We start from the raw sequence: 12,786 nt of genomic DNA on the forward strand, positions 1-12,786 counted from the left end.
GCAAGTTCAGGCATGCAGGCGCCCTCCCTGTTCTTCGAGATCGGAAAGTGCGGTGCGAAGCAGCCTGGCGATCCGGTCCGCCCAGAGCTCTTGACCAGGCGCATCGGCAATCAGGTCATTGCGGATTTCCAGCATCACATTGGCGATTTGCCGGGCCAGGCCATGCCGCTTGAGGGTGTGCGTGACGCCGTCGTCGGCACCATAGGGATAGTTTCGCCGCACGCCTTCGAGCTTCTCCTTTGCAACTGCCGCAAGCATCGCATCGGCAAGCCGGCTATCCGCGTCGTGCAGAATACCGAGCAATCCATCGCGCGGTTTGCCGAAATAGACCGGGGTGAAGGAATGCACGGTGACCAGAACAACCCGCCGGCCCACGCTCAGACGGCTGTCGATGAGAGCATCAATCGCATTATGAAACGGGTGATAGAGCGCCTCGGCCCGGCATGCACGGTCCTCTTCGCTCAGGTTCTGATTACCTGGAACCGAATAAATCTCACTGCGTTCGGGATAAGCGTCAGCGGCTTCGGGCGGGCGGTTGCAATCATAGACCAACCGCGAAAACCGCTGCATCACCAGCGGCGCGTCGAGAATTTCGGAGAGCCGTTCGGCAACATTGGCCGCGCCAGGGTCCCAGCCGATATGGCTTTTCAGGGTGGCTTCTTCCAGCCCAAGCGTGCCCAGCTTGCGCGGAATGGTATGTGCCGCGTGTTCGCAGACCAGCACCACATCGCTCGCCCCGTTTTCACGGTGAACGGCAAAGACAGGACCTTCTGAAGGATCGATCAGCATGCGGTCTCGCACCTTGATAACTGTTCCCGATAACCTGCGGCCTGTGCCGGCCGCTTGCGTAACATTGATTAGTATTGTGTGCTCCCTGTCAATCCTGTAATTTTTATTACATATTTGGAATCAACAGATCGGGAACCGGAAATGGCCATACGCGAACAGGTGCAGGCAGCTTTGGGCACGCTGCCGGGCGCGGAAAAGAAGGTCGCCCACGCTTTCCTTGCCAATTATCCCAGCATCGGGCTTTCAACCATCGCCGAACTCGCAGCCCTTGCCGGAACCAGCGCGCCCACGGTGTTGCGGTTCGTTTCCCGGCTCGGCTTCGACTCCTATCCGGAATTCCAGCGGGTGCTGCGCAAGGACGTGCAGGCACAATTGATGTCGCCGCTCGAACGCGCCCGCAGCTCGGCGCCGGCAGCCGACAATCCTGCACTCAAGGCCAGTTTTTCGGTGATCTCCGCCAATCTCGAGGCTACTCTGAAAGCAATCACGGAGAGCGAATTCGAGGCGGCCTGTGAACTGCTCTCCGATCACAAATCGACCTGCTATTTCCTGGGCGGTCGCTTCACCGATACAATCGCTGCTTACATGGCCGCACACCTTACGATCATCCGTCCCAATGTCAGGCATTTCAGCGGTCAGACATCGACATGGCGCGACCAGTTGCTCGATGTCCGTCCCGGAGACGTAGCAGTGCTTTTCGATATCCGCCGCTATCAGGCCGATCTTGTCCGGCTGGGTGAATTGATGGTCGAGCGCAAGGCCCGCATCCTGCTGATAACCGACCCGTGGCTGTCACCGATCGCCCGCTCCGCCCGGGTGGTGCTGCCCTGCGTCGTTGATGCCAACCGTACCTGGGATTCCAGTGTTACCCTGCTGGCTCTGGCCGAAGCGCTGATCGACCGGGTCTCGCGGGCCCAGTCCTCGTCCGCCCGTACCCGCATGCAGACGCTTGAGGATATTCACTGGAACAACCCGCCACAGCGGTGATCCCGCAGCGACATTCAGGGCGACAATCGCTGCCGCTGCGCGCCGTCACCGTCTTGCGCAAACCGGACCTATCCAATACCCATTGAATATGGATCAGCAGCGCGCCCTTGATGCCTTCGCAGCCCTTGGTCAGGAAACCCGGCTCGCCGTGTTCCGGCTGCTGGTATCGGCTGGCCCAGAGGGACTTGCCTCTGGTGAAATCGGTGAACGCCTCGGTGTCCGCCAGAACACAATGTCGACCAATCTCGGCATCTTGTTGAAGGCCGGTCTGGTACGCCGCGTGCGTGACGGCCGTACCGTGCGCTATCACGCTGATCATGACGGCATCAGCGGTCTGCTCGGCTTCCTGCTGGAAGATTGCTGCGGCGGCAACCCGACGCTGTGCCAGCCGGTGATCCGCCAGATTTCCTGCTCCTGATCCCCTACCCGACGAATGTTCTCAGATGGACACGCTCAAACGGGCGCAGATACGCGCCGGTAGAGGTGCCAGGTCGCGTGCCCAAGCACCGGCAGGATCACCAGCAACCCAACAAAGGCCGGCAGCAGCGCGACAAGCGTGGCCAGCCCGACGATGAAGCCGAACGCCAGCATTGGCACCGGATTCTTGACCACCGCGGCGACGCTGGTGATCATCGCGGTGACGAAATCCACCTCCCGCTCGGCCAGCATCGGCAAGGCGATCACCGTTGTTGAAAACAGCACACAGGCCAAAAAGGCACCAACAATGGTGCCCACGATCAGGAACCCCCACCCTTCCGGCGTCGACAGCACGATCTGCACAAATGCATCCCAGCTGGAAAACGACTTGAACCCCAAAAACAGCGCGAACAGCAGCCGCACCTGATAGACCCAGACCCAGAAAATGAACATCACCACAAAGGCCATCCAGCCAAGCTGGCGTTCACGCTGATAAAACACCTGGGCCAGAACTCCTTTGCGGGTGACCGGCTCGCCAGCCCGGCGCCGTCGGCTCACTTCATAGAGCCCGACTGCCACAAATGGCCCCAGCAGCGGGAAGCCGATTGCCAACGGAATGATCATCCACGGCGCACCGACCCGGTTGAGAAACGCCAGGATCAGCCATCCGCCGACCATGTAGATCCCGCCAAAAAACAGTCCGAAGCCCGGATGCGCGCGAAAATCCGCCCAGCCATCGGCAAGGCTGGCGCTTACATCGGCCAGCGAAACCTCGCGGATCGGCGGCGCCCCACTTCCCACCCCTGACGTGACGTTGGTCATGTCATCCTCCCTCTCTTCCCCACAACTCACATCCTGCTTTTGCCGACGATGGTGCATTCCGGCAATGATCCTGATCAAGCGTCACCCCTGCAGACCCCGGCCGAACGAAGGACCGGCATTGCCCTCAAAAGCAGACAGCCACCCATTGGAGCTACTGGCAAATCTGCGCCGCCACACTACCTTTGACGGGAGATCGGCGAGTCTGCGCAACGCAGCAGCTTCGCCATATCCTGCCACTGCCGTCCGGGGAACATCAAATGTCCGCCATCGTCATTACCGTGCTTGTGGTTGCAACCGCATCGAGCGGCGTCTTCTTCAAGCCCGGCGCATGGTATCAGGGCTTGCGCCGTCCTGCATGGACCCCGCCGAACTGGGCTTTTCCATTGGTCTGGACCATTCTTTACATTGCCATCGCCATCTCCGGATGGTTGGTCTGGCAAGCAAGCGGGATCAGCATCGCCATGGCGCTCTGGCTTTTGCAGCTGATCTTTAACGGCGCCTGGTCATGGCTGTTTTTCGGGCGTCACCGCATGGACCTGGCTTTCGTCGACATCTGCCTGCTACTGCTTGCCATTCTCGCCTATATCGCCATGGCCAGCACGGTCTCACAGCTGGCAGCCCTGTTATTTGTGCCTTACGCGGCGTGGGTGATCACCGCCGCCGCACTCAATCGTGCGGTCTGGCTGCTCAACCCGGTTTGACTAGTCCGTCGCCATCAAACTCCTTCCAATTGACCAGTTACCGTTTTAGGAAGTGACCAGCCCAAGGCTTCGCACCTTAGGCAAACTGCAACCCGAGGCCGCCCATGACCATTTCCCCCTTCATTGTCCCGCAGGCCCGTCGCTCAAGCGTCGCCGTCGATGTCGGCGGTGTTATTGTTGGCGGTGGCGCCCCGGTGGTGGTGCAATCGATGACCAACACCGACACCGCCGATGTCGACGGCACTGTGGCTCAGGTCGCTGCCCTTCACCGTGCTGGCTCCGAAATCGTCCGCATCACCGTCGACCGCGACGAGAGCGCCGCAGCCGTACCGAAGATCCGGGAGCGGCTTGAGCGGCTCGGCCTCGACGTGCCGCTTGTCGGTGATTTTCACTACATCGGCCACAAGCTGCTGGCCGATCACCCGGCCTGCGCCGAAGCATTGGCCAAATACCGGATCAATCCGGGCAATGTCGGCTTCAAGGACAAGAAGGACCGGCAATTCGTCGAAATCGTCGAAATGGCGATCCGCTATGACAAGCCGGTGCGGATCGGCGTCAACTGGGGTTCACTCGATCAGGTGCTGCTGACCCGGCTGATGGACCAGAACCACGCCGAAGGATCACCGCTGAGCGCCCGCGACGTCACCCGCGAAGCGATCATCCAGTCGGCGCTGCTTTCAGCCAAACTCGCCGAGGAAACCGGTCTGGCCCGCAACCGCATTATCCTGTCAGCCAAGGTCAGCCAGGTGCAGGACCTGATCGCGGTCTACACCGAACTGGCCCGCCGCTCTGACCATGCCCTGCATCTGGGTCTGACCGAGGCCGGCATGGGCTCGAAGGGCATCGTCGCTTCCTCCGCCGCCATGGGCATCATCCTGCAGGCCGGCGTCGGCGATACGATCCGTGTGTCGCTGACCCCTGAACCGGGCGGCGACCGCACCCGCGAAGTTATCGTCGCCCAGGAATTGTTGCAGGTCATGGGCTTCCGGCAGTTCCTGCCGGTGGTCGCCGCCTGCCCCGGTTGCGGCCGCACCACATCGACCGTGTTTCAGGAACTCGCCCGCGCCATCGAGGATGATCTAAGGCGCAACATGCCGGTCTGGCGCGACAAGTATCCCGGCGTCGAAGGCCTGCAGGTCGCCGTCATGGGCTGCATCGTCAATGGCCCCGGTGAATCCAAACATGCCGATATCGGCATATCTCTGCCCGGAACCGGCGAAAGCCCGGCGGCCCCGGTTTTCATCGACGGCAAGAAGGCCGGAACGCTGCGGGGCCCGAAAATCGCCGAGGATTTCCAGGTCATGGTCGCCAATTACATCGAAAAGCGCTTCGGCCAAGGCGACTGAACCAGCCACGACCGGGGTCCGGGGTCCAACGCTGGCATCTCAAATCAGCCCGCGGCGCCTGTCAATGCGCCGCGCGATAGGCATTATCGGCATTCTCCAGGGCGCCGGGCAGCCAGCGCTCGATCATCGCACCGAGCTTTTCCGGTGAAATAGGCTTGGAGAGATAATCGTCCATCCCGGCGGCCAGACACCGGTCCTCGTCACCCTTCAGCGAATGCGCGGTCACCGCGATGATCGGCGTCGGTGACAGCCCTTCGCGGGCTTCGATCGCGCGGATCTCGGCGGTGGCTTCAAGGCCACTGAGTTCGGGCATCGACACATCCATCAACACCAGGGTCGGACGCAGTTCCGCCCACAGGCGCACGGCTTCGCGCCCGTTGACCGCGAGCTTCTGGGCCAGGCCGAGCCCATCCAGCGATTGCTGGAAGACGATCTGATTGATGTGGTTGTCCTCGGCCACCAAAATCAGTGGTGCACTTCTCTGCGATGGTTCCGGCGCGACAATTGTCGTTGCTAAAACCGGTGCAGCCGGCGATGCGGTCGGCGCCTCGACCACCGTCGCTACATCCGCGCCAGCGCCGTCTCCGCCCGGCTGCGTCTGCCGCAGCGCTGCCTGTACCGTCTGCCGTAATTGTGCGGTACGCACCGGCTTGGTCAATTGCGCGAAAATGTCCAGATGGTTGAGCGATTCCAGCTGGTCTGCCTGATCGATCGACGAGAGCACCAGAATCGGTGTGTCGGCAATCAGCGGGTCGGCGCGGATCGCCCGCGCAACTTCCGCCCCCGACAGGACCGGCATCTGGAAATCAAGCACCACCAGATCAATGCCGATGCCATGATTAGCCCGCGCATGCCGCAGCAGGTTGAGTCCGATCTCGCCGCTTTCCACTGCCACGCAGTCGTACCCCCAGTCACGCATCTGCTCGGTCAGGATCATGCGGTTGATGGAGTTGTCGTCTATCACCAGCACGCGCCGACCGGTAAGCTCGTCGGCCGTCGAAACCTTGGCGACACTGTCGCCACCATGCACATCCATCTCCACCGTGAAGCTGAAGGTGGAGCCCTCGTCGGGCGTGCTTACGGCCGCCAGCTGTCCGCCCATCAGGTCGACCAGTCGCGTGGCAATCGCCAGGCCAAGCCCGGTGCCCTCGTGCTTGCGGGTCGACGAGCCGTCAACCTGGCTGAACTTGTCGAAAATGGCCTCAATCTTGTCGGCGGGAATGCCGATCCCGGTATCACGCACAGCAACCGAGATAGCCAACCGCCGATCGCCGCCGGAGCTGTCGACTTCGGCCCAGTTGATCTCGACCATCACATGGCCTTTTTCGGTGAACTTGACCGCATTGCCAACCAGATTGGTCAGAATCTGGCGAAGCCGACCCGGGTCGCCGATCAACTGATCCGGCAGTCCCGGCGCAATCCGGACCACCAATTCGATGTCCTTCTCGACCACCCTCGACGACATCAATGTCGCCACATCCTCGACCGTATCGACAAGGTTAAAAGATTTCGGGCACAAGACCATCTGTCCGGCATCGATCTTGGAAAAATCCAGAATATCATTGATGATCTCGAGCAGCGCATTTCCGGACTTGAGGATCACGTCGGTAAAGGTGCGCTGCCGCGTATCAAGCTCGGTCCGTGTCAACAATTCGGCCATGCCGAGCACGCCGTTCATCGGTGTGCGTATTTCATGGCTCATGGTCGCCAGAAACTCGGATTTTGCCCGATCCGCAGCCTGCGCCTTTGTCAGCGCGGCATCGATCTCACGACGCTTTTCCTGCAGCCGATTGATCATCTTGTGGATCATGATGTCGATCGGCAGGAAAATGCCAAGCCCGACCACCATCAGAACCACCATGGTTGCCGTCAGGTAGTGCTGCAGCAACTTGCCCTGGGCTAGCGACAGGCCGGCGAGGTAATCGCGGAACTGTTCCTGCACATACAGATTCGACGGCTCGACCACGCCCTGATAGAGCGCGTCGGTTTCGCGCCCGGTCCAGTACATATCCTTTTTGGTCCGCGCCGCATCGAGACGTTTTGCCTCGAGCATCTGGGCATGATTGAGAAATGGATCGGAATTGGTCATGTACCGCGAGTTTGACTGGATTTTGTGGATCAGGCCCACAGGCGCTTCAGCCCAGGCGTCCTTCAGCGCCTTGAGCTTCCAACGAGTCCTTTCCAACCGGTAGCGCAAGCTCGAAACCGCCGAAATGATGTCGGGATCCACCGCCAACGTATCGCGCACCTTATTTTTTTCGGCCAGTGTCAGATTGGAAAGCCTCGGATCGACAGAGTTTGCGTAATCGACATAGGTCTGCGCCAGCCGGTTGCTGCGATCGGCGATGGCCCGCATTCCATGATCGACTTCAGCAAAGGATTCCGACAGCGCGCCAATCTGCTGAATCTCTTCATTGTGAGCGATCTGCTCGACAAAAAAGAAAATCCAGATGATCGCAATCGCCGATAGCGAAACAATATAGCCAATGCGCAAGGCAATGATGGTTCGGCGTGCTGTGGCTGTCTCAGCCTGATCGTCAAGTGTATCTGTCATGGTCCGGCAACATCCATTTTGACGGATTTTGCCTTTAGTTGGTTAATAAACACGTATGGAGGGTAGGGGTGACGGACGCGATTTTCATCGCCAATCACTACCGGCGTCCATGAGAATCCCGCGGCTACAAATGCAGGACCCGCTCAGACCAATTCATGGAACGATAAACGGACATGCATTAAATCAAAGCCTTAATGCGATTTTTGTCTATTCGGGTGGCCGCGCGGCGATTTAACGGTCGCGATTGGCTATGAAACCGGCAGCCTCGACCAGCGTCCCGGCCGCGGCGCCATAGGGCTGCATCAGCAGCGTCGCCTCTTCCACAAGCCCATCAAGCCGCTGTCGCGCCACATCCACCCCGTGCAGTGACACCAGCGTCCCCTTGCCGCGGCCTGCGTCCTTCCCGGCCGCCTTGCCCAACGTCGCCGCATCCGAGGTCACGTCCAGCAGATCATCGGCCAGTTGAAACGCCAGACCGACAATCTCGCCAAACCGCGTCATCCGCGCCAGGCTTTCCGCGTCTGCTTGTGCGGCAATGGCACCGGCGGCACAGGCATAACGCAGCAAAGCGCCGGTCTTCATCGCCTGCAGCCGCACAATGCCGGCTTCGTCCGGCGCAACCCGCTCGGCCTGAAGATCAAGCGCTTGCCCGCCGACCATGCCGCCAACCCCCGCCGCTCGCGCCAACTGGTTGACCAGCGCCAGCCGGGTCGTGTCCGGCAGCGCGGTTTCGGGGGCCGAGAGAATGTCGAAGGCCAGCGTCAACAACCCGTCGCCGGCCAAGATCGCCGTCGCCTCGTCAAACGCGACATGCACCGTGGGTTGGCCGCGCCGCAAATCGTCGTCGTCCATCGCCGGCAAATCATCATGAATCAGCGAATAGCAGTGGATACATTCAAGCGATGCGGCCACGCGCAAGGCAGCGTCTTCCGGCGCCCCCAGCAGGCGGGCGGTCTCCAGCACCAGGAACGGGCGAATCCGCTTGCCGCCGTTGAGAACACCATGGCGCATGGCGGAGATCAGGCGCTCCGGGCGGGCAATCTCACCCTTGAGCGGCGTTTCCCGCAACATCAACTCCAGCAGGGCCGCCACCCGTGCTGCCGCGCCATCCAGCCGATTATTGAAACTGTCTTTGCCAACCTGATCCATGCCGGTCTCTTGCCATGCCGTCTTCTGTGCGGCAACGGTTTGTTTGTGCCTTCCTCGCCATAAAATCCGCGGTACGGCAGTCTGGTCTTGCGCCGTCAGGACCGCTAAAGACATCGGTCAACAGCCGTCATTGACGCCGAAACGCGCGCAGGAACCCCAGTTGGCCAAGACAAGTCATTCCAAGACCGCAAAAAACGGCCGCAATGGCAGCGGCCCGCAGCGACGTTCGCTTTTCAGGCGGCTAATCACATGGTTTGTGCTGATCATCGTACTGCTGGTGGGTCTGCCCTATCTGCTGATTCCGCTCTATGCCCTGCCGCAGATCCATCCGGTTTCAACGCTGATGCTGGCGGAAAATGCCGCCGGCCGTTCTTATGAACGGCAATGGGTCTCCTTCGACGCCATCGCCCCGGTTCTGGTGCAATCGGTGATGATGTCGGAGGACGGGCAGTTCTGCACCCACTCCGGCGTCGACTGGAAGGCGCTCAATCTCGTCATTGACGACGCGCTTGACGGCGAAGCGACGCGTGGCGCCAGCACCATCCCGATGCAAACCGCCAAGAACCTGTTTCTGCCCTCCACCCGGTCGGTGCTGCGCAAGGCGCTGGAAATCCCGCTTGCGCTGTGGATCGATGTCGTCTGGTCGAAGCGGCGGTTGATGGAGATCTATCTCAACATCGCCGAATGGGCCCCCGGCGTTTATGGCATCGAAGCCGCTGCGCAAGCCTATTTTGGTGTTTCCGCAGCCAAGCTTTCAGCCCGGCAGGCGGCGCGGCTGGCCGTCACCCTGCCCAATCCGATCAAGCGCAACGCGGCCAACCCGTCGCGCAGCATGCAGAAGCTGGCCCGTGTTATCGAAGGCCGGGCCAAACAATCCGGCGCTTACATCAAATGTCTTTATGACTGAGTTAAGCCAAATTGGCTTTTCGCCGCCGATGCCCATGCGAACATCGCACTCTGTGACAGCGCCACGCATTCATAAAATACGAGGCGCTATCGAAACCACCATCGAAAGCGCTGAACCATGCCCGACCCTATCCTCTATATCGGCAACAAGAACTATTCCTCCTGGTCATTCCGACCCTGGATCGGCATGCGCATGGCGGGTATCGCCTTTGAGGAAAGGCTGGTGCCTTTCGACATGGGCAATGGCAACCCGGCGTTCGTGAAATTCTCCCCCACCGGCAAGGTCCCGGTTCTCATTGACGATGGCGTCACCATCTGGGAATCGCTGGCGATCCTCGATCACGTCTCCCGCGCAAACCCGGCCTCGGGCTTGTGGCCCGACGACAACGCCCGACGCAGCCGGGCAATGGCGGTCAGCCTGGAGATGATCTCCTCGTTTTCAGCGCTTCGCTCCGCTTGCCCGATGAACATGCGCAGACCCCGCGCTGCAATTGCCACGACCGCTGCCATCGACGCCGACGCGGCTCGCATCCAGTCGCTGTGGGATGAGTGCCTCGCCGAAACCGGCGGGCCGTTTCTGCTTGGCAATTTTTCCATTGCCGACGCCATGTATGCCCCTGTGGTCAATCGTCTCGATGTCTATGGCTTTGAGACCACTCAGGCTTCAGCCGGCTACATGGCGCGCATGAAGGCGCTCCCGGCGTGGCAGGAATGGGAAGCAGCTGGCCGCGCCGAACCGTGGATCGTCGAAGAAGACGAGGCCTGACCGGCTCAGACGCCGATGATGCGCCATTGCGCAGTCGGGGGGGCTGGCCTATGACACCGGACGGGCTCAAAAAAATGCGGCACGATGCTGGTCAAATCCGGAAATGCCATGTATAAGCCCGGCAAATTTCCGAAATCGGCATGTGTCAATTTCGGCCCCTCGGGTCGTTCGTTGATCATGTCTGTATGTTGAACTGGAGTTCGTCATGGCTGTTCCAAAGCGTAAAACTACCCCTTCCAAGCGCGGCATGCGCCGTTCCGCCGACGCCCTCAAGGCCCCGATCTATGTCGAAGACAAGGATTCGGGCGAACTGCGCCGTCCGCACCACATCGACCTGAAGACAGGCATGTATCGCGGCCGCCAGGTCCTGACGCCAAAAGAATCCGCCTGATCTGAGTGATCTCGCCCGTCGCCTGCGTTCCGGCCGCCTGAGCCGGTTCCGCAGCTAACGACGCGCACTGGCTTCTTTGCCAATTCCGGAATCTGCAAGCCGGTCCTTCGGGGCCGGCTGTTTTCGTGTTTGTACGGTTTGAAAAATCCACTCCACTGGCAGCACCCCGCGTCAGGGGGTTCATCCTGACTGCGTTCAAATGCATCCGTGTGGGCGTCGCATATGGCATGAACCAAATGCGGTGAGGCGCCCCAGACGCGTTAAGTTGACTGCGCAACTCCCAAACGACAGCGTCAGACCTGAAACGGATGGCGGAGCACACGGCGGGCTGCATCTCTGCGCGGGGCCTCACCTCCGCCGCGGGAGCGGCAGTGTGCCGTCGCCTCTCCTGGGCCAGCTGTGGGGGCTTATGCGGACAGGTCGACATCCATCCCCACCATCGTCAAAATGCGCGCGCCCACAAAAAACGCCCGGAAACCGAAGTTCCCGGGCGTGATCTGATCACAACGGCCAGCCAAGCCAGCCGATGCTTTCTTGTTTTATTCAGGCAGCCTGAATGGTCGAAACGGCGGTCTTGCCGGTGCGACGATCTTCGGCGGTGTCGAACGACACCTTCTGGCCTTCGGCCAGACCGCGCATGCCAGCGCGTTCAAGAGCGGTTGCATGGACGAAAACGTCCTTGCTGCCGTCGTCCGGAGCGATGAAGCCGAAGCCCTTTTGATCATTGTAGAATTTGACTGTACCGGTTTGCATGGAAGGTCCTTTGTGTCCATGAATGTAGTTGCCAGCGCAAGCGCTCTTCAAAGCGCTCGGCGCAGGCGTTCGTCATCGAATTTTACGTGAAGTGTTGAGCGTCTGCCCGCCTCCGGCGGTCCGCGACCAAGTCGTCCGGTCAAAATCGATAGGCTATCCTTACACACTTTCTGACTTCAACACAAGCGAAAGCGCAAATGAGCCATTCCGACGTTGCGGCCACTGGGCTGCGTGGCGCCGGAATGGCAGTTTCATCAGGCAGCAGCGGCCATCCGGCCGTGCACCGAACGGAACGGCACAAGCCGGCGGCGCTCTTCATCCCACAGCGTCAGCGGCACGCAGCGGAAGCTCTCCCACAAGGTCAACCGGCCGATACTGGCAAGTTCGGGGAAATCCTTGAGCACTTGCGGCAGCCGGTAGAACGGAATCCGGCTTGAAAGATGGTGCACATGATGGATGCCGATATTGCCGGTCACCCACATCAACGGCCGCGGCAGATCGTAAAACGAGCTCCCGTGCAGGGCCGCAAATTCCCGCTCCCACTCCGGCGCATGATCCCAATGGGTCGGATTGAACTGGTGCTGGACATAAAACATCCAGACCCCGATCGAGGCGCCGATCAGCATGATCGGCAGATGAATGATCAGGAACGCCTTGAAACCGACCAGCATGCCCAGCCCGATCCACATGGCCGCAATTGCCAGATTGGTGATCATCACACTGGTCCAGGACATAACTCCATCCTTGAGTGCGGCCACCGGCAAGCGGTGTTCCAGCATGAAGATAAACGCTGGTCCAATCCCGAACATCACCAGCGGATGCCGGTAAAGCCGGTATTTCAGCCGGCCGACGCGCGACAACGCCAGGTATTCGGCCACTGTCAACGTATCGATGTCGCCCACGCCGCGGCGATCAAGGTTGCCCGATCCGGCATGGTGGATGGCATGCGATCGACGCCAATAGTCATAAGGCGTCAGCGTGATCACACCCAGCGCCCGGCCGATCCGGTCGTTCCACTTGGCGGTGGAGAACATCGATCCATGTCCGCAATCATGCTGGATGATGAACAGCCGCACCATCATCAGCGCGGCCGGAATCGACAGCGCCAGCGCCAGCACGATGCTGAACGACAGCGCATACCACATAAGCGCCCAGATCGAGATCAGCAGACCGAGGGTCAAGATCGTTTCAAAGGCGCTTCGCCG

The 12,786-nt window shown here is 60.4% G+C and carries 13 protein-coding genes; 7 read left to right on the forward strand and 6 right to left on the reverse strand.

Annotated features, from left to right (window positions below; all coding sequences use genetic code 11):
* Positions 1–6: 6 nt before the first annotated feature.
* Positions 7–789 (reverse strand): N-formylglutamate amidohydrolase, encoded by a 783-nt coding sequence (locus OEG84_RS14000; RefSeq protein WP_267654312.1) that lies wholly within the window; start codon positions 787–789, stop codon positions 7–9.
* 141 nt (positions 790–930) lie between these two features.
* Between OEG84_RS14000 and OEG84_RS14005 the strand changes: the two genes are divergently transcribed.
* Positions 931–1,776 carry a MurR/RpiR family transcriptional regulator gene (locus OEG84_RS14005; protein WP_267654313.1) on the forward strand — a complete coding sequence of 282 codons (846 nt, stop codon included), beginning with the start codon at positions 931–933 and terminating at the stop codon, positions 1,774–1,776.
* An 88-nt stretch (positions 1,777–1,864) separates the two neighbouring features.
* Positions 1,865–2,194, forward strand: coding sequence for an ArsR/SmtB family transcription factor (locus tag OEG84_RS14010; RefSeq protein ID WP_267654314.1), 330 nt, complete (start codon positions 1,865–1,867; stop codon positions 2,192–2,194).
* A gap of 35 nt (positions 2,195–2,229) precedes the next feature.
* On the opposite strand, the gene OEG84_RS14015 is transcribed toward OEG84_RS14010, so the two are convergent.
* Entirely contained in the window at positions 2,230–3,015 is a 786-nt protein-coding gene (locus OEG84_RS14015) for a DUF2189 domain-containing protein (RefSeq protein WP_267654315.1), read from the reverse strand.
* Positions 3,016–3,272: 257 nt separating this feature from the next.
* Here OEG84_RS14015 and OEG84_RS14020 point away from each other — a divergent pair, with 257 nt between their 5' ends.
* Both OEG84_RS14020 and ispG read left to right on the forward strand, forming a co-directional pair.
* Entirely contained in the window at positions 3,273–3,716 is a 444-nt protein-coding gene (locus tag OEG84_RS14020) for a TspO/MBR family protein (protein ID WP_267654316.1), read from the forward strand.
* A gap of 104 nt (positions 3,717–3,820) precedes the next feature.
* The gene (gene ispG, locus OEG84_RS14025) at positions 3,821–5,062 is read left to right on the forward strand and encodes a flavodoxin-dependent (E)-4-hydroxy-3-methylbut-2-enyl-diphosphate synthase (protein ID WP_267654317.1); all 1,242 of its coding nucleotides are present in this window, start codon (positions 3,821–3,823) and stop codon (positions 5,060–5,062) included.
* A 61-nt stretch (positions 5,063–5,123) separates the two neighbouring features.
* On the opposite strand, the gene OEG84_RS14030 is transcribed toward ispG, so the two are convergent.
* Complete coding sequence (locus OEG84_RS14030; RefSeq protein WP_267654318.1) at positions 5,124–7,616, reverse strand: hybrid sensor histidine kinase/response regulator; 2,493 nt, start codon at positions 7,614–7,616, stop codon at positions 5,124–5,126.
* A gap of 231 nt (positions 7,617–7,847) precedes the next feature.
* Complete coding sequence (locus OEG84_RS14035; RefSeq protein WP_267654319.1) at positions 7,848–8,765, reverse strand: polyprenyl synthetase family protein; 918 nt, start codon at positions 8,763–8,765, stop codon at positions 7,848–7,850.
* Positions 8,766–8,925: 160 nt separating this feature from the next.
* Here OEG84_RS14035 and mtgA point away from each other — a divergent pair, with 160 nt between their 5' ends.
* The 3 genes from mtgA (at position 8,926) to rpmF (ending at position 10,828) form a co-directional block, all read left to right on the forward strand.
* Positions 8,926–9,672: a monofunctional biosynthetic peptidoglycan transglycosylase gene (gene mtgA / locus OEG84_RS14040; RefSeq protein ID WP_267654320.1), complete on the forward strand. Its 747-nt coding sequence runs from the start codon at positions 8,926–8,928 to the stop codon at positions 9,670–9,672.
* 117 nt (positions 9,673–9,789) lie between these two features.
* Positions 9,790–10,437 carry a glutathione S-transferase family protein gene (locus OEG84_RS14045; protein WP_267654321.1) on the forward strand — a complete coding sequence of 216 codons (648 nt, stop codon included), beginning with the start codon at positions 9,790–9,792 and terminating at the stop codon, positions 10,435–10,437.
* 205 nt (positions 10,438–10,642) lie between these two features.
* Entirely contained in the window at positions 10,643–10,828 is a 186-nt protein-coding gene (gene rpmF, locus OEG84_RS14050) for a 50S ribosomal protein L32 (protein WP_267654322.1), read from the forward strand.
* A 543-nt stretch (positions 10,829–11,371) separates the two neighbouring features.
* On the opposite strand, the gene OEG84_RS14055 is transcribed toward rpmF, so the two are convergent.
* Entirely contained in the window at positions 11,372–11,581 is a 210-nt protein-coding gene (locus OEG84_RS14055; RefSeq protein ID WP_267654323.1) for a cold-shock protein, read from the reverse strand.
* Positions 11,582–11,835: 254 nt separating this feature from the next.
* A complete protein-coding gene (locus tag OEG84_RS14060; RefSeq protein WP_324288207.1) occupies positions 11,836–12,762 on the reverse strand; it encodes a fatty acid desaturase in 927 nt (308 codons plus the stop codon).
* Positions 12,763–12,786: the final 24 nt, after the last annotated feature.

Source organism: Hoeflea algicola (assembly GCF_026619415.1).
GTDB lineage: Bacteria > Pseudomonadota > Alphaproteobacteria > Rhizobiales > Rhizobiaceae > Hoeflea > Hoeflea algicola.